This window comes from Streptomyces sp. 2131.1 (assembly GCF_900105515.1).
GTDB lineage: Bacteria > Actinomycetota > Actinomycetes > Streptomycetales > Streptomycetaceae > Streptomyces > Streptomyces drozdowiczii.
In genome coordinates this window covers 2,515,269-2,535,335 of record NZ_FNSY01000001.1, presented here as the reverse complement: position 1 = coordinate 2,535,335, position 20,067 = coordinate 2,515,269, and the positions used below count along the sequence as shown (strand labels likewise).

Annotated in this window: 17 protein-coding genes and 1 pseudogene; 14 read left to right on the top strand and 4 right to left on the bottom strand. The window is 70.7% G+C overall.

The genetic code is table 11. The features are described 5' to 3' along the window. Positions 1 to 61 precede the first annotated feature (61 nt). Positions 62 to 1,078 (top strand): annotated as a pseudogene (locus BLW14_RS11185) (GntP family permease); the annotation flags it as partial. Here the strand turns inward: BLW14_RS11185 and BLW14_RS11180 are convergent. Continuing rightward, positions 1,033 to 3,159, bottom strand: coding sequence for a serine/threonine-protein kinase (locus tag BLW14_RS11180; RefSeq protein WP_093706750.1), 2,127 nt, complete (start codon positions 3,157 to 3,159; stop codon positions 1,033 to 1,035). The pseudogene BLW14_RS11185 and the gene BLW14_RS11180 sit on opposite strands and share 46 nt — an antisense overlap. Positions 3,160 to 3,361: 202 nt before the next feature. After that, complete coding sequence (locus tag BLW14_RS11175; RefSeq protein WP_371128066.1) at positions 3,362 to 5,092, bottom strand: chitinase; 1,731 nt, start codon at positions 5,090 to 5,092, stop codon at positions 3,362 to 3,364. Positions 5,093 to 5,423: 331 nt separating this feature from the next. On the opposite strand from BLW14_RS11175, the gene BLW14_RS11170 reads away from it, so the two are divergent. From BLW14_RS11170 to BLW14_RS11105, 13 genes are all read left to right on the top strand, one after another. Then, positions 5,424 to 6,260 carry a hypothetical protein gene (locus tag BLW14_RS11170; RefSeq protein ID WP_093706746.1) on the top strand — a complete coding sequence of 279 codons (837 nt, stop codon included), beginning with the start codon at positions 5,424 to 5,426 and terminating at the stop codon, positions 6,258 to 6,260. Positions 6,261 to 6,326: 66 nt separating this feature from the next. After that, positions 6,327 to 7,040 (top strand): Flp pilus assembly protein CpaB, encoded by a 714-nt coding sequence (cpaB, locus tag BLW14_RS11165; RefSeq protein ID WP_093706744.1) that lies wholly within the window; start codon positions 6,327 to 6,329, stop codon positions 7,038 to 7,040. A 7-nt stretch (positions 7,041 to 7,047) separates the two neighbouring features. Continuing rightward, a complete protein-coding gene (locus BLW14_RS11160; protein WP_093706742.1) occupies positions 7,048 to 8,295 on the top strand; it encodes a CpaE/TadZ family protein in 1,248 nt (415 codons plus the stop codon). Positions 8,296 to 8,326: 31 nt separating this feature from the next. Then, entirely contained in the window at positions 8,327 to 8,743 is a 417-nt protein-coding gene (locus BLW14_RS11155; protein ID WP_093706740.1) for a TadE/TadG family type IV pilus assembly protein, read from the top strand. After that, complete coding sequence (locus tag BLW14_RS11150) at positions 8,737 to 9,138, top strand: TadE/TadG family type IV pilus assembly protein (RefSeq protein WP_093706738.1); 402 nt, start codon at positions 8,737 to 8,739, stop codon at positions 9,136 to 9,138. The genes BLW14_RS11155 and BLW14_RS11150 overlap by 7 nt, the downstream gene beginning before the upstream one ends. 45 nt (positions 9,139 to 9,183) lie before the next feature. Further along, the gene (locus tag BLW14_RS11145) at positions 9,184 to 10,524 is read left to right on the top strand and encodes a TadA family conjugal transfer-associated ATPase (protein WP_093706736.1); all 1,341 of its coding nucleotides are present in this window, start codon (positions 9,184 to 9,186) and stop codon (positions 10,522 to 10,524) included. Positions 10,525 to 10,563: 39 nt separating this feature from the next. Next, positions 10,564 to 11,502, top strand: coding sequence for a type II secretion system F family protein (locus tag BLW14_RS11140; protein ID WP_093706734.1), 939 nt, complete (start codon positions 10,564 to 10,566; stop codon positions 11,500 to 11,502). 27 nt (positions 11,503 to 11,529) lie between these two features. Then, positions 11,530 to 12,417 (top strand): DUF5936 domain-containing protein, encoded by an 888-nt coding sequence (locus tag BLW14_RS11135; protein WP_093706732.1) that lies wholly within the window; start codon positions 11,530 to 11,532, stop codon positions 12,415 to 12,417. A gap of 210 nt (positions 12,418 to 12,627) precedes the next feature. Beyond that, complete coding sequence (locus BLW14_RS11130) at positions 12,628 to 12,861, top strand: hypothetical protein (RefSeq protein ID WP_093710695.1); 234 nt, start codon at positions 12,628 to 12,630, stop codon at positions 12,859 to 12,861. 50 nt (positions 12,862 to 12,911) lie between these two features. Beyond that, positions 12,912 to 13,535 (top strand): pilus assembly protein TadG-related protein, encoded by a 624-nt coding sequence (locus tag BLW14_RS11125; RefSeq protein ID WP_371128065.1) that lies wholly within the window; start codon positions 12,912 to 12,914, stop codon positions 13,533 to 13,535. 633 nt (positions 13,536 to 14,168) lie between these two features. Further along, a complete protein-coding gene (locus tag BLW14_RS11115; RefSeq protein ID WP_256332740.1) occupies positions 14,169 to 14,780 on the top strand; it encodes an OmpA family protein in 612 nt (203 codons plus the stop codon). 379 nt (positions 14,781 to 15,159) lie between these two features. After that, complete coding sequence (locus tag BLW14_RS11110) at positions 15,160 to 16,143, top strand: MarR family transcriptional regulator (RefSeq protein ID WP_093706728.1); 984 nt, start codon at positions 15,160 to 15,162, stop codon at positions 16,141 to 16,143. Positions 16,144 to 16,271: 128 nt separating this feature from the next. Beyond that, complete coding sequence (locus BLW14_RS11105; RefSeq protein ID WP_093706726.1) at positions 16,272 to 16,640, top strand: hypothetical protein; 369 nt, start codon at positions 16,272 to 16,274, stop codon at positions 16,638 to 16,640. A 324-nt stretch (positions 16,641 to 16,964) separates the two neighbouring features. Here BLW14_RS11105 and BLW14_RS11100 read toward each other — a convergent pair whose 3' ends face one another. Next, positions 16,965 to 17,156 carry a hypothetical protein gene (locus BLW14_RS11100; RefSeq protein ID WP_093706724.1) on the bottom strand — a complete coding sequence of 64 codons (192 nt, stop codon included), beginning with the start codon at positions 17,154 to 17,156 and terminating at the stop codon, positions 16,965 to 16,967. Between the two features lie 236 nt (positions 17,157 to 17,392). Beyond that, positions 17,393 to 20,065 carry a KGGVGR-motif variant AAA ATPase gene (locus BLW14_RS11095; RefSeq protein ID WP_093706722.1) on the bottom strand — a complete coding sequence of 891 codons (2,673 nt, stop codon included), beginning with the start codon at positions 20,063 to 20,065 and terminating at the stop codon, positions 17,393 to 17,395. Positions 20,066 to 20,067 lie beyond the last annotated feature (2 nt).

The window sequence follows — 20,067 nt, the reverse complement described above, 5'->3', positions numbered from 1 at the left end:
CCATTCGCGCCGTGCCGCGGTCCCCCCTGCCCAAGAACATGGATCAACAACGGAGTTACCCATGCAGTTCGCCGCAGGTCCCGCCCCCGCCGAGACGCCACCCCACACCGGTGGACTCCTCCTCCTGATCGACGGCACGCCCGGTCTGCTGACCGTCGCCGCCCTCGGCATCGCGCTCCTCCTCTTCCTGATCATCAAGGTCAGGCTCCAGCCGTTCGTCGCGCTGCTCGCGGTCTCCATAGCCGTCGGCCTGGGCGCGGGGCTCTCGGTCACCGAACTCTTCGGCACCGTGCAGAAGTCCGCCGCCGTCTCCGTCATCGAATCCGGCATGGGCGGCATCCTCGGTCATGTCGCGATCATCATCGGCCTCGGCACGATGCTCGGCGCGATCCTGGAGGTCTCCGGCGGCGCCGAGGTGCTGAGCGCCCGGCTGCTGCGGCTCTTCGGCGAGAAGCGCGCCCCGCTCGCGATGGGCCTGACCGGTCTGATCTTCGGTATCCCGGTCTTCTTCGACGTCGGCATCTTCGTCCTCGCGCCGATCGTCTACGCCGCCGCCAAGCGGTCCGGCAAATCGATTCTGCTCTACTCGATGCCGCTGCTCGCGGGCCTGTCCATGACCCACGCGTTCCTGCCGCCGCACCCCGGCCCGGTCGCCGCAGCCGGTCTCTTCCACGTCTCGCTCGGCTGGGTCATCCTCATGGGCGCCCTCGTCGGCATCCCGTCCGTGCTCGCCGCCTGGGGCTACGCCGCCTGGATCGGCAAGCGGATCTTCGTGGACGTTCCGCAGGACATGGTGGAAGCGGCCGAGGAGGCCAAGGCCGCCGTCGTCGCCGAGCAGCGGGCCGCCGGGGTCACCCCGCGCGAGGAGCCGGTCGCGCTCTCGACCGTGCTCGCCATCATCGGCACCCCGCTGATCCTGATCCTCGCCGCCACGTTCTCCTCGATCGCGATGGACCCCTCGACGGGCCGCTCGGTCATCGAGTTCTTCGGGAACCCCTTCGTCGCCCTGACGATCGCGCTGCTGCTCGCGTACTACCTGCTCGGCATCCGGCGCGGCTGGTCCCGCAAGTCCCTGGAATGCACCTTCGACGCGTTGCAGCGCCACACCACCGTCAGGTCCGCGGTGGTCTCCCCGGTGACGTCGGCCGGGAAGCACTGGCCCGCCCGGTACAACCGGTCCAGGCACAGCGTCCGCGTGACCCCGTCGTCGCCCGGCCGCCTCCACCAGGTGAAGCCCGCCCCCGTGTCGCAGGAGCCGGCGGCGCCGGTGCGGGTGCTGACGCGGTTGACGTGCATGTACGCGTTCGAGGCACCGCAGTTCACCCGGATCGGGCGGTCGGCGCTCATGTTGTCGTGGCCGTCGTTGTAGACGTTGAGGCAGTCGCCCGCGTGCACGGCGGCGAACGCCCGGTCCACGGCGTCCATGGTGGGCTTCGGTGTGGGCGTGGGCGTGGGTGTCGGGGTCGGGGTCGGGGTCGGTGAGGGTGTCGGCGTCGGGTCGTCCGAGTCGTCGTCCGTCGAGCCGCCGCTCCCGGAGTCCGTGTCGGCGCCCGTGCTGTCGTCGGTGTGCGTGTCGAGGCTGCTGCCCGAGGTGACGGAACCGGACGCGCTGCCGCCCGACGCCGAACCGCCGCCGCCCGCCTTCTCCCACGGCTGCCACGTCAGCAGCCCGGCCACGGCGACCAGGGCGAGCAGCCAGCCCAGGGCGGAGGCACCCGACGACGAGCCGGTGCGCGCGGGCCGGGGGGCCGGGGTGGGCGAGGTGGTCCTGGCCCGCTCGGCGCGTTCCCGCTCGGCCCGTCGGCGGGCCGCCTCGGCACGCTGCCTGGCCGCACGTTCCCGCTCGGCCCGTTCGCGGTCGGCGCGTTCCTGGGCGGCACGGGCCCGGGCGGCGCGCTCGGCCTCCACGCGGGCCGCCTCGCGCCGGGCCGCCTCCTGCCGGGCGGCCTCGCGGCGGGCCGCCTCCACGCGCTCGCGTTCGGCCCGGCGGGCGGAGTCGGCGCGCTCCCGTTCCTCCTGCTCGGCCCGCAGCCGGGCGAGGCGGTCGGCCTCCTCGCGCTCCGACTGTTCCCGTTCGGCGCGCTGGCGCTCGGCCAGCTGCGCGAGGGCCGCCATCTCGCGGCGCGTGCGGTCCCGGTCGGCCCGGGCCTGCCGCTGCGGCGAGTACACCAGGGTCGGGGGCGGCTTCGGTACGGCGCGCGTGCGCTGGGTGACCGTCGGGGCGTGCGACGGGCCGTCCGGTGCGCGGCCCCCCGCCCATTCCAGCCCCTGGTCCGCGTACGCGCCGATCAGCGCCGTCCAGCGCGGCGGCAGCCACCGGGTGCCGCTCGTCGTCATTGGCAGCCCTGCCTGCTGCTCCCGGAAGCGGGCGAGCAGCTCGGCGGGGGTGGGCCGGTGCCGGGGCTGGGCGGCCAGGCACGGGCGGATCGTCGCGACCAGCTCCTTGGGCAGGCCGGTCAGGTCGAGCTCGCCGCGCTGCACCCGGGCCAGCAGCCGCAGGGTGTCGCCGTCCGCGCGGTAGGGCGTCCGGCCGGTGGCGAGCAGGAAGAGCGTGGCGCCCAGCGAGTACACGTCGGACGCGGCGGTGGACTCCTCGCCGCGCGCCTGCTCCGGCGAGGTGAAGGCGATCGTGCCCAGCGTGAGGCCGGTCAGGGTGAGGTCGCTGGCGTGGGAGATGCCGAAGTCGATGACCCGGGGCCCGTCCAGCGGCAGCAGCACGTTCTGCGGCTTCACGTCGCGGTGGACGATCCCCTCACCGTGCAGGGTGACCAGGGCCTGGGCGGTGCCGGCCGCGATCCACCGTACGGCCGAGGCGGGCAGTACCCCGCAGGAGCGGACCAGTTCGGAGAGCGGCGGGGCGGCGATGTAGTCGATGGCCATCCAGGGCCGCTCGGCGTCCGGATCGGCGTCCCGTACGCGCGCGGTGTAGGCGCTGTCCACCCGCTGGGCGACCGTCACCTCGCGGGCGAAGCGCCGCCGGTCGGTGTCGCTGACCCGGCCCTCCGCGAGCAGCGTCTTCACGGCGACGAGTCCCCGGCCGCCGGCCCGGGCCAGATAGATCCGCCCCATGCCGCCGGACGCCAGCCGCCCGAGTAACCGGTACGGTCCGAGCGTCACCGGATCGTCCCCGCCCAGCGCATCGATCCGCGCCCCGGCCATGTCAGTCCCCCCGTCGCCCAGCACCGCGCCTCACAACGGTGCCACGTACCGGCGCCGACAGCCATGAGACGGGGCGACTCCCGTACACGACTGTTGCGTTACCGGTACCGAAGCCGCGCGTCGGCGTGCTGCGCCGAGGTGTCCCGTACACGCAGCAGCGCCGCCGGGGGAGCGGCGGCGCTGCTGGTTCCGGGGTGTGGTTCTACGGGAGGCCGTGGACGTGCGGGCCGACCGCGTTCGACCAGGCGTTGCCGGCCGTCGCGTCCCAGTTGGTGGACCAGGTCATCGCGCCGCGCAGACCCGGGTAGGTCCTCGACGGCTTGAAGCTGCCGCAGCTCGTCCCCTTGGCGAGGCAGTCGAGCGCCGCGTTCACGACCGACGGGGCGACGTAGCCGCTGCCTGCGCCCCGGGTGGAGGCGGGGACGCCGAGGCCGACCTGCGACGGGTCGAGGCCGCCCTCCAGCTGGATGCAGGCGAGCGCGGTGAGGAAGTCCACCGAGCCCTGCGAGTAGACCTTGCCGTCGCAGCCGAGCATCGAACCGCTGTTGTAGTACTGCATGTTGACGACGGTCAGGATGTCCTTGATGTTGAGCGCCGTCTTGAAGTACTCGCCCGCGGTGGACTGCATGTCGATGGTCTGCGGGGCCATGGTGATGACGAGGCCGGAGCCCGCCTTCTGCGACAGCGAACGCAGCGCCTTAGTCATGTACGTGGAGTTGAGGCCGTTCTCCAGGTCGATGTCGACGCCGTTGAAGCCGTACTCCTGGATGAGCGAGTAGACGGAGTTGGCGAAGTTGGTCGCGGACGCGTCGCTGTTGACCGAGACCGAGCCCTTCTCACCGCCGACCGAGATGATGACGTTCTTGCCGGCCGCCTGCTTCGCCTTGATGTCGGCCTTGAACTGGTCGACGGTGTAGCCGTTCAGGCCCGCCGAGTCCAGGTTGAAGGTGACCGCACCCGGCGTGGTCGTCGCGTCGGCGAAGGAGACCGCGATGATGTCGTAGTTCGCGGGCACGTCGCTGAGCTTCTGGACGGTCGCGCCGTTGTTGAAGTTCTGCCAGTAGCCGGTGACCGCGTGCTTCGGGACCGAGGTGCCCGGGTTCGGGTTGGTGGAACCGGACTTGGCGGTGCGGCCGCTGACGGTCGCGGACTTCACCGACTCACCGGCCGCGTTGGTGGCGGACACCGCGAACTGGTACGCCGTGTCGGCGGAGAGCCCGGTGACGGTCGCCGAGGTCCCGGTGGAGGTGGTCGCCTTCACGCCGTCCTTGTAGACGGTGTAGCCGGTCGCGCCGGACACCGCGTTCCAGGACAGGTCGATCGAGGACGACGTGGTCGAGCCGACCGCGAGACCGGCGGGGGCGCCGGGGACCGACGGGCCGGGGTCGGTGCCGCCGCCACCGTCGGGGCCGGTGACCTGGACGTCGTCGGCGAGGTAGGCCGCCTGGCCGTACCAGCCGTGCGTGTACACCGTGACGGACGTGGTGTTCGGGCCGGTGGTGAAGCTGGTCTTCAGCTGGGTCCAGCCGGTGGAGCCGGGCGTCCAGGTCGACACGTCGGTCGTCCCGGTGCCGCTGGCGCCCAGGTAGGTGTAACCGCCCTGGACCCAGGAGCTGAGCGCGTACGTCGAGTTGGGCTTTACGGCCACGGTCTGCGAGCACTTGGCGTTGTCCTGGCCGGCCGGGGTGGCCTTCAGGGCGGAGGTGCCGCCGTGCACGGGGGAGGAGACGGTGGTGCCGGAGTTGCCGGTACAGGTCCAGTTGGCGAGGCCCGATTCGAAGCCGGCGTTCTTGGCGACGTTGACGTCGGCGGCCTCGGCGCTGGTGACGAGCCCGGTGAGGGTCAGGGCGCCGGCCGCGACGACGGCCATGGCGGAGCCGAGGACCGGGCGGGTACGGCGTCTTCTGCGGCTCGGTGCGGGGGAACGATCCACTTGCTGCCTCCGGGGGGAGTCGGGGATGGCGGGGGGGCGACACGGGGGTGCCGGGGTGTGGAATCGAGGAACGGTGGCCACCGCTGGCCGATAAACTGGTCCAGACCAATCAAGTTGTCAAGACCTCTGGCAGCGTCCGGTCCGGCCGGAGCTGCGGCGAGACGCCATCCCCCGTGCTCCGCAGCCTTCTTGAAGGTGTTCTCTGTCCTGCCGTACGTGGATAAAGTGCTCAGGCGGGAGCATCCGAGCGGAAGCACCCGGCAGGAGCGATTACGGCCGGCGGTACGCGGCGGCCCGAGGAACGGGGAACGGCGTGCCGACAGCAATAGCAGTGACCGGTCCCGGCCTCGTGCTGCCCCCTCAGGACCAGCAGACACCCCCGGCGGTCGTCCTGCGCGCCCCCGGCGAACAGTCCCTCGACCAGGCGCTCGCCGACATGCAACTCCTCCTGGAGCAGCACGGACACGTCATCGCCGTCTACCCGTCCGGCATCGCGCCAGCGCACGAGCACCGCCTGCACACCGTCCGCGCCGTCCTCGAGAGCGACCGGATCGCCCTGCTCAAGTCGGACCTGCCGCCGCTCGGAGTCGCCGTACTGGTACGCCAGTTACGGCAGTTGTCCGTCTGCGACTTCAGCGCCGGCGTGCTCGCCTCCGCCGCGAGACTGCTCTCCCACTACGTGCACGCCGGGGCGCTGCTCCACTCCGTGACCAGGCTGGACCGGGTGCCGGTCGGCCTCAAGTCGCACGCCAAGTCCTGGGTGCCCGGGGCTCAGTTCGGGGTGCTGGCCAACCCGCAGCCCCAGCTGGTCAGGATCGGTACGGGCGAGCTCACCGGCCCCCAGTACGCCACGCACCTCCTCGTCGCCCGCGGACAGTCCCAGTCCGAGTGGGTCACCGGGACGCTGGCCCCGGCCTGGCAGGCGGCCGCGGTGCACGAGGCCGTCCTGCCCGACGAGTCGCCCGGCTGGTGGGGCACATCGAAGATGATCGAGTTCGCCGCCTACCTGCCCGACATCTCGCTGATCTACCAACTGGTCTCCTCGGTGCGCAGAGAGGTCTGTACCTGGTGCGGAAACGAACTCATCGGCGACCGCTGCGGCCTGTGCAACGCCCCGCTGAACCCGCCCGAGCAACGCACACGCGGACCCGCCGCCCTGAACCCCTGAGGTTCCCCGCGAGCCCCGTCCCGTACCGCCCGTCGGCCCACATACCCCAACGAGGTTGCTCCGCCCATGAATTCACGGCAACGCCGCGGCGTCATCCTGCTCCTCCTGTCGGTCCTGTGCGCCCTCGCGGCCTTCGCCGGAGTGATCTTCGTGATAGGTGACGTGAACTCGAAGGTCGGGCCCGAGGTGACCGCGTACCGGGTGAAGACGACCATCACGCCCTACCGGCCCCTGGAAGCCGACCAGTTCGAGAAGATCTCGATGCCGAAGCGCTGGCTGTCCGAAAACGCCGTCACCGACCTCTCCGCCCTCCGCGGCAAGATCGCCGTCACCGAACTGCACAAGGGCTCCCTGCTCCAGGACGACATGCTGGTCGACCGCCCGCAGCTGAAGAAGGGGCAGCAGGAGATCGCCATCATGATCGACGCGGCGACCGGGGTCGCCGGCAAGATCAGGCCCGGCAACCTCGTCAACATCTACGCCACGTTCGCCGGCCGCACCGAGAAGGACGCGGCCACATCCCGGGTCATCGTGGCCAACGCCAAGGTCATCGACGTCGGCACGCTCACCTCGCTCGAACCCAAGCCGGAGGACCGCGGCGACGGCATCACCGAAGCCGTCCCGATCACCTTCGCCCTGGACACCGACGACGCCCAGCGCGTCGCCTACGCGGAGTCCTTCGCCGAGCACGTACGCCTCGCCCTGCTCCCCGACGGCAGCCCGACCACCCTGCGCCCGGGCGAGGGCAGCTACAACCTCGACGAAGACAAGAACAAGTGAGGACCGGATGAGCACACGCATCCTCCCGGCCGTGGGCGAGGCCGACGCCGCCCGAGCCGTCTCCACGCTGCTCGGCCAGCTCCCCGACGCGGAACCGGCCGCCCCGCTCGGCGACTCCACCTCACTGCTCGACACCCTCGCCCGCCTGGCCGCCGAATCCCTGGACGAGCTGCCCGAGGTCGTCCTCGTGCACGAACGGATCGGCCCCGTCCCGGCCCTGGAGCTGATCCGGGAAGTGGCCCTGCGCTTCCCGGCCGTCGGCGTCGTCCTCGTCACCGCCGACACCAGTCCCGGGCTCTACTCGGCCGCCATGGACTCCGGCGCGCGCGGCCTGGTCGGCCTGCCCCTCTCGTACGAGGAACTCGCCCAGCGCGTCCAGGCCGCCTCCGGCTGGTCCGTCGGGGTACGCCGCCACCTCGGGGCCGGCGCCGAGGCCCTCACAGGCCCCGGCGGCACGCTCGTCACGGTCAGCGGCGCCAAGGGCGGCGTCGGCGCCACCGTCACCGCCGTCCAGCTGGCCCTGGCCGCCGCCGCGTCCGGGCACACCGTCGCCCTCGCCGACCTCGACCTCCAGTCCGGGGACGTCGCCTCCTACCTCGACGTGCAGTTCCGCCGGTCCGTCGTCGACCTCGCCTCCATCCAGGACATCTCGCCCCGGGTCCTCCAGGAGGCCCTGTACAACCACGAGTCCGGCCTCGCCCTGCTCCTCGCCCCGGCCGAGGGCGAGCGCGGCGAGGACGTCACCGACCGCGTCGTACGCCAGACGCTCAGCGCCCTGCGCCACCGCTACGAGGTCGTCGTCGTCGACTGCGGTACGTACATGAACTCGGCCAACGCGGCGGCGGTCGAGATGGCGGACCTGACCCTGCTGGTCACCACCCCGGACGTGATCACCGTCCGGGCCGCCAAGCGCATGGTCCGGCTCTGGGACCGGCTCCAGGTCCGCAAGGCCGAGGAGACCGTCACCGTCGTCAACCGCCACACCCGCCACACGGAGATCCAGCCCGCCCTGGTCGAGCGGATCACGGCCACCAGGGCCGCGCGGATCGCGGTCCCGGCGAACTTCAAGGAGCTCCAGGCCGTGGTGGACGCCGGGCGGCTCCAGGACCTGGACGCCAAGTCCACGGTGAAGCAGGCACTCTGGGGGCTGGCCGGAGAACTCGGTCTGGTCAAGAACGCGGAAGGAGCCCCCCGGGCGGGCAGGACGAAGGGGGAGCGCGCCGCGCCGGGCGGGCGGGGGAGGCGCGGGAAGTGAGCGCGAGGACACCGAGGGGGAGCGTTGCGCCATGAACCTCTTACGAGCGGGCCGGCGACGAGGGCGCGCCACGCTCCGCCGCCCTGCCGACCGGGGCCAGACCGCCATCGAGTTCGTCGGCACCCTGCCCCTGATCCTCCTCACCCTCGCGCTCCTCTGGCAGGCCGCGATGGTCTGCTACACGTACATCCTGGCGGGGAACGCCGCCGACAAGGCCGCCAGGGCCGCGGCCGTCGCGGAGGGCGACCAGGGCGCGGCCTGCGCGCGGGCGGTGCGCGAGGACGTCCCGGGCGCCTGGTCGACGCAGGTGGAGTGCGGCGGGTCCGGCGAGCTGGTCACCGCGACCGTGCGCATCGACGTACCCCTGCTGTTCCCCGGGGCGTTCAGCCTGCCCATGCACGCCACGGGCGAGGCCAAGGCCAGGAACGAGGGGCGTGACGCGTGGTGAGGCGGCGTCCCACGGGCACCCGGCAGCGCGGGGGGCGGCGTCCCACGGGCACCCGGCAGCGCGGGCAGGCCGCCATCGAGTACGTGGGCGTGCTCACCCTGCTCCTCGTCGTCGCGCTGGCCGTGGTCCAGCTCGGCCTCGCGGTGTACGCGGCCCAGCAGGCGGGTACGGCCGCGCGGGCGGCGGCCCGGGTCGCCTCCACCGACCACCAGGAGGGCCGGGCGGGCGCGGTGGCCCGGGAGTCCATGAGCGGCTGGCTCGCGGACGGGGCGACCGTCACGACGGGGGGCGGCGCGGAGTCGGTCACCGTGACCGTGCGGGTTTCCGTACCCGCCCTGCTGCCGATGTTCTCCTTCGGCTCCGTCGAGAAGAGCGCCACCATGCCGAGCGACTGACCCGGAACCGACCATGCGGCCACAGGAAACGAGGGAGTCGATCACATGAGCCTGCGGGCGCGCATCACCAGCCCCGAACCGGCGAACGGCACGAGCGAGGAGAGCCGGCTCGTCGGCGCCTACCGGGCCAAGCTCCTGGAGGAGATCGACCTCGCCGAGATGTCCGCCCTCGCGGCGGCCGAACGCCGGGCACGGCTCGAACGCGTCCTCGGCCACATCATCAGCCGCGAGGGCCCCGTCCTGTCCTCCGTGGAACGCTCGCAGCTCATCCGGCGCGTCGTCGACGAGGCACTCGGACTCGGCATCCTCGAACCGCTCCTGGAGGACGCCTCCATCAGCGAGATCATGGTCAACGGCCCCGACCAGGTCTACGTGGAGCGAGGCGGCCGCCTCGAACTCCTCCCGATGCGCTTCTCGTCCCACGAACAGCTGATGCAGACCATCGAACGCATCGTCTCCACGGTCAACCGCCGCGTGGACGAGTCCAACCCGATGGTCGACGCCCGGCTGCCCTCGGGGGAGCGCGTCAACGTGATCATCCCGCCGCTCTCCCTGTCGGGCCCGATCCTCACCATCCGGCGCTTCCCCCGCGCCTTCACGCTCCAGGAGATGATCACGCTCGGCTCGCTGGACGAACACATGCTGGTCCTGCTCGCCGGCTTCGTCCGCGCCAAGTTCAACGTGATCGTCTCCGGCGCCACCGGCACCGGCAAGACCACCCTGCTCAACGCGCTCTCCGGGCTGATCCCCGGCGGCGAGCGCATCGTCACCATCGAGGACTCCGCCGAACTCCGGCTCCAGCAGTCCCACGTCATCACCCTGGAGAGCCGCCCGCCCAACGTCGAGGGCAAGGGCCGGGTCACCATCCGCGATCTCGTCCGCAACTCCCTGCGCATGCGCCCCGACCGCATCATCGTCGGCGAGGTCCGCGGCGGCGAGACCCTCGACATGCTCCAGGCCATGTCCACCGGCCACGACGGCTCGCTCGCCACCGTCCACGCCAACAGCGCGGAGGACGCGCTGATGCGGCTCCAGACCCTCAGCTCCATGTCCGAGGTCGAGATCCCGTTCGCCGCGATCCACGACCAGATCAACAGCGCCGTCGACGTCATCATCCAGCTGACCCGGCACGGCGACGGCTCCCGCCGCGTCACGGAGATCGCCGTCGTCGACTCGTACGGCCGCGAGGACTACCGAATCGTCTCCGTCTGCCGCTTCGACGCCCTCCCGATGGCCGCCGACGGGCGCGTGTACGGACGCTTCACGTACTTCCCGGTGCCGCGCCGGGTCGCCGAACGCTTCTACATGGCGAACGAGACGGTCCCGGCCGCCTTCGGAGTCGCCGACACCGACCAACAGCTCCTCATCCGCACCTCCACCGCCTGACCCCTGCCCCCCGCCGCTCACCCAGAAGGCCCTCCCGACATGGACAACCTCCCGCTCCTGACGGTCGGCGTGACCCTGCTCGCCTGCGTGCTCGCCGTCATCGGCCTGCGTGTATTCGCCTCCGGCAGGGAACAGCAGCGGGCGCTGATCGACCGCCTGTCCCTGACCGGTCCACCGGCCGCCGGGGGCCGCGTACGCCGCTTCCGCTCCATCGACCGGCGGCTGCGCAGGACCCGGCTCGGCAAGCGCATCGAACGCAAGCTCGCCGTCACCGGCCTCGACCTCACACCGGGGGAGTACGCCGTCTACGTCGTCGCGGCCCTGCTCGCGCTCTACTTCGTCACGGCGTCCGTCTTCGCGTCCTTCTTCGGGCTCCTCGCCGTCCTCATCGGCGTCTGGGGCGGCAACGCCTTCCTCAACTGGCAGCGCGCCAAACGCACCGAGGCGTTCATCAACCAGCTCCCCGAACTCACCCGCGTCCTCGCCAACGCCACCCAGGCCGGCCTCGCGCTGCGCACCGCCATCTCCATGGCCGTCGAGGAACTGGACGACCCCGCCCACGAGGAACTGCGCCGGGTCGCCGACCGGCTGGCCATCGGCCACTCCCTCGACGACGCCCTGGGCGAACTAGTGGAACGGCTGCCCTCCCGGGAGCTCACCGTCCTGGTCTCCACCCTCATCCTCTCCAACCGGGCGGGCGGCACCATCGTCTCCTCGCTGCGCAACCTCACCGACACCCTGGAGGAGCGCAAGGAGACCCGGCGCGAGGTCACCACCCTGCTCTCCCAGGTCAAGGTCACAGCGGTCGCCGTCCCCGTCCTCGGGCTCGCCTTCCTGCTCATCATCAACGGCATGCGGGGCGGCGCACTCGACGACATGGCCGCGGCCACGCCCGGCCGCATCGCCGTCGTCGTCGCCGCCGGCCTCTACGGCCTCGGCTTCTTCCTCATCAACCGCCTCACCCGCGTCCGCATCTGACGGCCGGAAAGGGACGAGGAGACCCAGATGGAATTCCTGCTCGCGGCCGTCATCGGACTCGCCGTACTCGGCGCCTTCCAGGGCGTCCGCATGTACCGCGCCGAGGCCAAGCTCCCCGGCGACCTGGCCGTCGCCCTGGAGATCGGCGCCACCCGCACCACCGCCGCCGGTTCGGCCATCGACCGGATCGGCATGCGGTACGCCCCCCGGGTCCTGTCCATGATGGGCCCCAAGCGCGTCGACCGGATCCGCCGCAAGCTCGACATGGCCGGCAACCCGCGCGGCCTGACCGTCGACCGCTACGCCGCCCGGCGCGCGGTCTACGGCGGCCTCGGCATCCTGGCGGCCCTGTCCATGCTGATGAACGGGCAGGTGGTCCTCGCCGTCGTCCTGCTCGTCTACGGGCTGTTCTGGACGGACGTCATCATCCGGGCCGCGATCAGCCGCCGCCGGGACGACATCGAGCGCACGCTGCCCGACTTCCTCGACGTCCTCGCGGTCGTCGTCTCCGCCGGACTCGGCTTCCGGCAGGCCCTGGAGCGGGTCTCGGAGAAGTACACGGGGCCGTGGTCCGACGAACTGCGGATCACCCTGCGCCAGATGGACATGGGCGTCAGCCGCCGCGACGCCTTCGACCAGCTCCGCCGCCGCAACGAGTCCGAACAGGTGTCGATGTTCGTCTCCGCCCTCCAGCAGGGCGAGGAGCTGGGCGCCCCCATCGTCGACACGCTGATCCAGATCGCCAACGACATGCGCCGCACAGACGCCCAGAACGCCCGCCGCAAGGCGGCCAAGGCCATCCCGAAGGCCACGTTGATCGTCACCAGCTTCATGCTCCCGGGCACGATCATCCTGATCGCGGTGGGCTTCTACTACGCGGCGGACGTGGACATCAACGGCATCTTCGGCAGCTGAGGCCACGAAGTGGCTCCCCCGGGGGGCCATTTGTGGGACATTCGGAGCTGAGCGTGCGGGAGGGGGAGGTGATGGACGGCAAGACGGCGAAGACGAAACGGTACGGCTTGATGAGGGGCGTCGCACCGACCCATGTTGCCGATGCCAGACGGGCTCACGGACCAACGTCGACCGCTTCCCGGTCGGTCGAACTCGGAGGGGGACATCCTCATGAAGAACATCGCGCTCAAGGCGGCGGTGCACACGCAGACTTATGTGACCCAATGGGTGAACACGACTGCGGCACACATGAAGCGCCGGAAGGACAGCGGCCAGGGGGCGATCGAGTACGTCGGCATCACGATCCTGGTGGTGGCGATCGTGATCGCGTTGCTAAACACCAATCTCGGTGTGACCATCGGCAACAAGTTCAGGGAAAAGATCGCTTCGGTTCTGGGAGACTGAGCTGGAGTGTCGCGGACTCCGGGCAGGCCACGCCGCTCTATGTTGCGGCGGTGGTGGGCCTTCTTTTCGTCGCGCTGGTCCTCTTCGCGTTCGGTGAAGCAGATGTCCGGCGCAATGGGGCTCAGAGCGCGGCCGACGCCGCCGCGTTGGCCGCGGCAAAGGAGTCACGCACTCTGCTCGAACCGGACCTGATGTCGCACCTCGCGGACCCTGACTACTTCGCCTCGGTGTTCGGTCCGTCGTTTCCCGGGGGACCGGGCAACGCCTGCTGGAAAGCATCCGCGTTTGCCGCTCTGAACAAGGCGAGCGTTGTCCGGTGCAGTCCTCTCGCGGACGGGCGATGGGGCTACGAGGTCAGTCTGAAGTCGGCCAAGGGCATGAGCACAGGCACAGTGCCGGGCACCGAAGGCAAGAAGGCGGAAGCCCAGGCCGTGGCGGTGGTCGAACCGCGCTGCTCGTTCGCCCCGGAGCCGGGGAGCACTCCTGAGCCCGAGAGCACCCCGGACCCGGGAAGCTCCCCGGGCACGGACGAAGAGCCGGATTCCGAGGCGACGGTCGAGCCGGTCGGCAAGGTGCGCTGTGACGGTGGCCAGGAGTGGACCGTCGACCCCGAAGACGTGACGCTCATGCCTGACATGGCCGACCTCTTTTCCGTCCACTTGGTCGAAAATTGATCGCGAATGAACCCAAAGGATGTCGAATGAATCTCCGGCACGTGAGGAAAGTGCGCCGGGCTGGGGCTGTCGCTCTCCTGGCTTCGTCACTGCTGTTTTCCGTAGCAGCGTGTGGCGGCGACGACACAGGGTCGAACAAGGCTCCTGCGGCTTCGTCCGACAAAGGCAAGGGGCAGGACAAGCAGACCCCCGAAGACGACGAGACGCTGCCCGATCGCAGTCAGACGCTCGCCACCCTCAAGGGCGACGGAGGCGTCGAGATGGTCGTCCACTCGGCCAGCCGGGACAGTGGCGGCTTTCTTACGATCAGCGGGGAGATCAAGAACACCGGCGGGCAGAGCTTCGTCACACCTCTCCAGTGGAACGGGCAAGAGGAAGCTGTGGCCCGTGCGGGATCTTCGTTCGCCGGTATGACGCTGGTGGACTCGGTCGGGAAGAAGCGCTACTACGTGCTCCGGGACACGGACAACCGCCCCCTCACCACCAGCAACTACGAGCTGACCATCGGGGCGGGCAAGAGCCTGAACTTCTTCGCTCAGTTCCCGTCCCCCCGAGCACGACCACCAAGGTCGACCTCCAGTTCCCCGGCTTCCCCAACGCCACGATCGAGATCTCCGGATGACCCCCCGCAGCATGGCGACAACCGTCCTCGCCGGGGTGGTCGCACTGGGAGTCCTCGGGGCCGGGGCCCCGCAGGCATTCGCCGACGACAGCCCCTACCCCTCCGCCTCCGCCGAGCCGCCCGTCGAGATCGACCCGACCGACTCCGACCTCAAGCTCCCCGAGGGCGCCACCCTCGCCCCGCCCAAGGTCCTCGACATCAAGTCCGTCATCGAGGACCTCGGCGGCGAGGAGCGCCGGGAGGACACCAACGCGGACATCAAGTTCGCGCTCCAGGCGGAAGTGCTCTTCGGCAAGGACAGCGCCAAGCTCAGCGGCGAGGCCAAGGGGCGGATCGACGCCATCGCCGAGGAGATCAAGCGGCAGGACGCCAGGAAGGTCAGGGTGTTCGGGTTCACCGACAACCTCGGCTCGTCCGAGCACGGTGACGTGCTGTCCAAGAAGCGCGCCGAGGCCGTCCACAACGTGCTGGACGAGGCGCTCGGCGGCACCGGGATCACGTTCGAGATCCGGGGCTACGGCGAGGACTACCCGATCGCGAGCAACGACGACGAGGAGGGCCGCCGGAAGAACCGCAGGGTGGAGGTCTCCTTCCAACGTGGCGAGACGGGCTCGCAGAGCTGACGCTCACCGCCCGCCACTTCTGCAGTTCGGGTCTCGGGGCCCGGGTCTCGGGGCGCGAGACCCGGGCCGGTTGCGTTCCCTCTTTCGTGTGTACGGAGAGGGCGCCCCGCCCGAGTCTCGGGACCCGAGAGCCGGGCGTCGGGACCCGGGCTTCGGAAGTCGAGCGCTGTTGTACAACCGGTAGGTAAAAGAAGGGGGGTTGGGGAAACCTCCCCTCCCTCCCTGACCCGTAACGACGAGCAAGTATGACTAAAAGTGATCAGCTTGCGACGCGGGGTCGCGGCTGCTTACGGTGCCGTCAGACGAAGCGACCCCGACGCGGTGATGGCACACCGGCCGGGGTCTCACCTCAAGATCGCTAGCAGAAAGACCCGATCCCGTGGCTACTCAGAACCTTAGCCCCGCCCCGCCCTCGCAGGCCCGTTCGGCCCCGTATCCGAAGGCCAGCCCCGGCTACGGCAAGCGGGCCGTCCCGGGCCAACGCCCGCCCGCCGCCGACGATTTCACCTTCCTCCCGGCGCGGGAGCGCTACATCGCCGGGTACGTCGACACGCTTCCCGACGGTGCGGCGATGAGCATCAAGTCCCTGGCCAAGTGCCAGCCCCTGTACGGGCAGATGGCCGTCGGCAGCGCACTGCGGGCCCTGGCCGTCGCCGGCCACCTGCGTCAGGTCCGGTGCGCGGTCAGCGACGGCGACGGCATCCGCTGGGTCACCCGCACCTTCTGGTCGCGTACAGCCCGCGACAACGAGTGGTGGACCACCTTGCTCACCGCCGAGGAGACCACCCACTGCGCCCCGCAGCCGCCGGTGGCACCTGTGGGCCCGCCGCCGCCGTGGGTCCCGGCCGAACCCACCGACACGGACGCCCCGGAGACACCGGCACCCGCCCCGGCCCTGCCGCAGCAGCGCACCGATGAACCGCAGGGCCCCTCGCCCGCGTACCTCGCCCTGGCGGAACTGGGCCGTACCGATCCCCGCCTGGTCCTGTCCGCCGCCGACTGCACGGCGCTGGAACAGCTGGCCGCCCAGTGGTTCGCCCGCGGTGCGGACGCGCAGCACCTCACCCGCGTCCTCGCCGCCGGTCTCCCCGAAGCCGTCGGCTCACCCGTCGGCTTCGTCCGCCGCCGCCTCGTCGACAAGCTCCCGCCACACCTTCCCGCTCCCGCCGCGCAGGCCGCTCCCGCCCGCCACCTGATGATCGAGTGCGCCGACTGCCGCACACCCGGCCCGCCCCAGGTCTTCCGCGACGGCCTTTGCGGCCCCTGCTACCGCAGCATCCCCAACCCCGCCGAGCCCCCCACGCTCACCCCCGGCGTCCAAGCCCACGTACAACACCTCCGCACCCAACTGAGGAACCGCTGAACGCCGCGACGACCAACAGCTGTTGCGGGGCCGCCACTCCCACGAGCAGCCCGGAGGGCGGACAGCCGGGCGGCGCGCGGGAGGGAAAGGCCGCGGAACCGCCTACCCCGCCTGCGCGTCAGAAGGCCATGACTGAACGAATCGGGAAGGCCGTCGTCGCTGTTGTGCTGGCTGCCGGGGTACTGACAGGCTGCGGCACAGCCGGCGGTGACGACGAGGAGCCTGTCCGGTCGGCACCGTCCGGTCGGGCAGTGCCCTTCGACCTCTACACACACTGCGGGATCGACGAAGCCCGCATCGGCTCAACGTACTTCGTGGCGGAAACCCCGCTCTCCGATGGCTCGGGCAACCCGCCCGAGGGATGGGGGAATCCCACCCAGCGCGGCACAATGACTTTGAAGTCCGACAGTGAGGCCGTCTTCACCGACGATGCCGGCCATGAGGTCCACTTCCGTGCCCGGCAGGGTGCGAGCGCCTTCAAACGGCTCTGCGCTTGAGCGGCCGAGCCCTGCCACGCGCCAGGGCTCGCGCAAGTTCCCGCGTCCGCTGCCTCGTCTTCCCCGCTCCCTGTCGTGTTGGCCAAGCCGGGGCCGATCCCTGCGGGGACGGCATGTCTGTCCTGCGGTTCTTCCTGGAGGCAGAGCTCGATCTCCGCTCCCGGTGTGGCCGCTGGTAGTCGCAGGCCGCGATCCAGCCGGTCTGCGCGGCCGCCCCGCGAGGCGGAGCGGCCCCAGGGCCCTGGCAACGTCGCCCGGCCGTTCTGCGACGTGAGGCTTGCAGGGTCGGGAAGCCGAAGCACACGTCGCGCCCGGAAGCGGAGGTCAGAGCAGGTGGTCCGCCTTGCCGGCCTTGATGTCCCGGATCGTCTGCGCGAGTGCCTCGCGGCTGTCGGTGAGGGCACGCGCCTCGTCACCGGCGACGGCGATGTAGCCGCTGCCCCCGGAGTCCGTACCCAGGAGGAAACAGTTGCTTCCTTCCCCGCAGAAGGCGTCTTCCCAGACGAACCGTGTCATGTCGTCCGTCCTCACGGTCGGTTCCACCCACAGGCCTCTGCTGCGATTGACCATCGACCTGCCGACCGGGTCAGAGAGAGGTGACACCACCTGTTACCGCGCTCGATCGGTGTCAGCCAGCCCGGTGGAAGGTCACTCGAAGGTCTGATGCAACCTTGGTTCCAAGCCCTCGAACTTAACACTTGCATTGACTTCGCACGGAGGGGCCCGCGAGAGGGCTTCGGCCGCTCGGCGTTTTATCGCCCCCGCACCACGCGAGCCCTTCCCTGCGTACGGAAGCCGAGCGCATGCCGGTAGATCTCGGGCATTCGGTAACGTCCGTCGGCGTCTCTGGCCATCGCGCCCCACTGCTCCAGTGCTTCGACGTCGTCAGTGGACAGCTTCAGGTCGCCCGCGTCGAAGGGCATCTTGACCGAGTCGGAGAAGTCCGCCATGTGACGCAAGAGCCTCCCCAGGCGAGGGTTCTCCTGGCTGATCTCGTCCACCTTCGCGCGACTGCACCTACTCAGCGCGTCACGCATGGCGGCCGGGGTCAGCACCCGGTCCGGCCAGTGATCGTCGCCCACGGAGGCGGCCGCGGCCTCACGCAGGAACCGGACGACATCGCGCGCCTGGATCTGCTTGTTGAAGTCCGCGAGCGCCGCCGGAACCCACCGCTCCGTCCACGCCTCCCGCGAGTTCTCGGCACCGAGCTTCGAGCCCCACAGCGGGAGGAGGCCGCGCCCGATCTCATCGGGGGACATGTCCGCGATGGGAACCTCCGGCTCTGCGACGGCGCCGGCGTTCGATGCGATCCACAACGAGAGCCGGAGCGCGTCGTCGGTGCCCCAGCGCAGCTCGTACGGGGAGTAGCGGTCGAGGAACTGCCCCAGGTTCTGCTTGATCGCGCCGCGGACCAGGTCCTGACGTACGAACACCACCAGGCCGAGCGAGCGGTTGCGGAGGCGGCGGAGCCACTCGGGGACGTCGTGCAGCAGCGTCCGCAGGGCGATGCGACGTGGTTCGTCCTCCAGGGACTCCAGCCAGTCCTCCAGTCCGTCGATCACGAAGAGGCAGCCCTGCCCCGGTTCGAGGGCCCGTCGGATGAGGAACTCGTCGGCCGGTTCGTCGCGGTCCGCGCCGGCCGACCAGGCCATGCACTCCAGCCAGCGCTCAGTCCAGAAGCCGGGGTCGGTGGCACGGTCGTCCGCGAGGCCCGCGTTCAGATGCCCGCGGAGCTGGGGGGCTGTGATGCCCTGCCCACCGGCGGCACGGTCGCGGAGGGTCTGCGGGGAGTGTCCGCCGGACGTCGGCTCCGACATGTTGGCCGGGTCGAGCACCGGGACGACCTCGGCCGTCCGTTGCACCCGCAGCCCGTTCTCCCGTGCGAAACCTTCCCAGGTGCCGGCCGTGCACATCCTGGCGAACGTGAACGTCTTGCCCGCGCCCTTCGCGCCGACGACCACCGCCACCGGAAGGTCGGTGATGTGATCAGCGACGAGGCGGCGCACCGGCTCGGTGGTGAGAAACCCGAGACCCGCGTCCATGCCCCGGCGCTCGGCGAAGACGAGGCGGCTCGCCTCCCCTTCCAATGCGCGGCGGCGGTCCTCCAGTGTCGACGGCCCCCCGGTCGGTGGGAGGTCCGCTTGCGGGGGGCTGGGGGCGAAACCGCTGAGCAGATCGGGCAGTCCGCAGCGCCGTACAACCTCCACCACCGCGTCCCAGTTCTCCGGGAGCGCGAGCAGTTCCTCCCGGAAGGGGCTGCGCACGGGTTCGGTCAGGACCTGCTTGTCGACGGCGAGATCCTCCTCGGCTCCCTCGTCGTCCGGTGTGGCGAGGGCGGACGACAACTCGGCGGACAACTGCCCACACGCCTCCTGCGCGTGGGCGTCGTGGACGTCCTGCCGGAACTGCGTCACGATCGCGCCGGGAGTCGGGTCCGTTCCCGCCACCGCGGGGGACGCCGCGCCGAGTTGCCGGATCATGAGGTGGGTTCCCCGGAGGGACTGGCTGCTGATCGTGGTGACGAAGATCCTGCTCACTCGCGGGTCCATAAGGATGGGCGCCGCGAGTTCGGACGCTCCAGCCCGCAGGTCCAGTACGACGGTGTCGGCGCCGGCCGCGACGGCGAGGGCGGCGAAGGACTCGCTGAGGAAGTACGGCGAGCGGTCCTCGGTCAGCAGGTCGGTGGGGCCGATACGAGGCGGCCCGAGCTGAGTACGCCGGCTGGCGGGAAGCACCGTGACACTGCCCTGCCCCGGGTAGCGCGAGACCCGCTGGTTGGGGAGGTACGCGGCGGCGATCTCCACGGCCCGCGTGGGATCGCCGTGCTGGGACCCGTGGAGGAGGGCGAGGACATCCTCGTAGGCGATATCGCAACGGCCGCCCTGCGCCTCGTACATCCAGGTGATGCCGGGTGCCTCCAGGTCCGCGTCCACGAGGAGGACATGCCGGCCCTGGGAGGCCAGCAAGTCGGCCAGCGAGACGGCGTGCAGGGTTCGTCCGACGCCGCCTTTGAAGGAATGGAACGCGATGAGCTGCTTGTCGTCGGCGAACTGAGCGCTCCCCGGGCGTTGCAGGGGCTCGCCCAGTGCCGAGGTGACGCGTCGTTCGCTGAGCCTCGGACGGCGTGGGGCCGCGCCGGAGTCGTTCGCTTCGACCAGGCGTACGGGCAGAGAGAGAGGGTGGTGAGCTGCGGGGCGATCGAGAGCGAGCGTCAGTCCCCGCTCACTCTCGGCTGTCGATCCGAGACCGAACTGGTCGTCCAGCCAGTCGCGGACGGCCCCATTCCCCGTACTGGGCCGGACGGTCAGTTCCAGCGCGTCCCACCAGGCGTCGACCTCCAGCAGCCACTGCGGCCACAGGCCGTCGACAGCGGCCTCCGCCAGTCGGGAGTCGATGTCCACCCAGGTGAAGAGCTTGCCGGCCATAA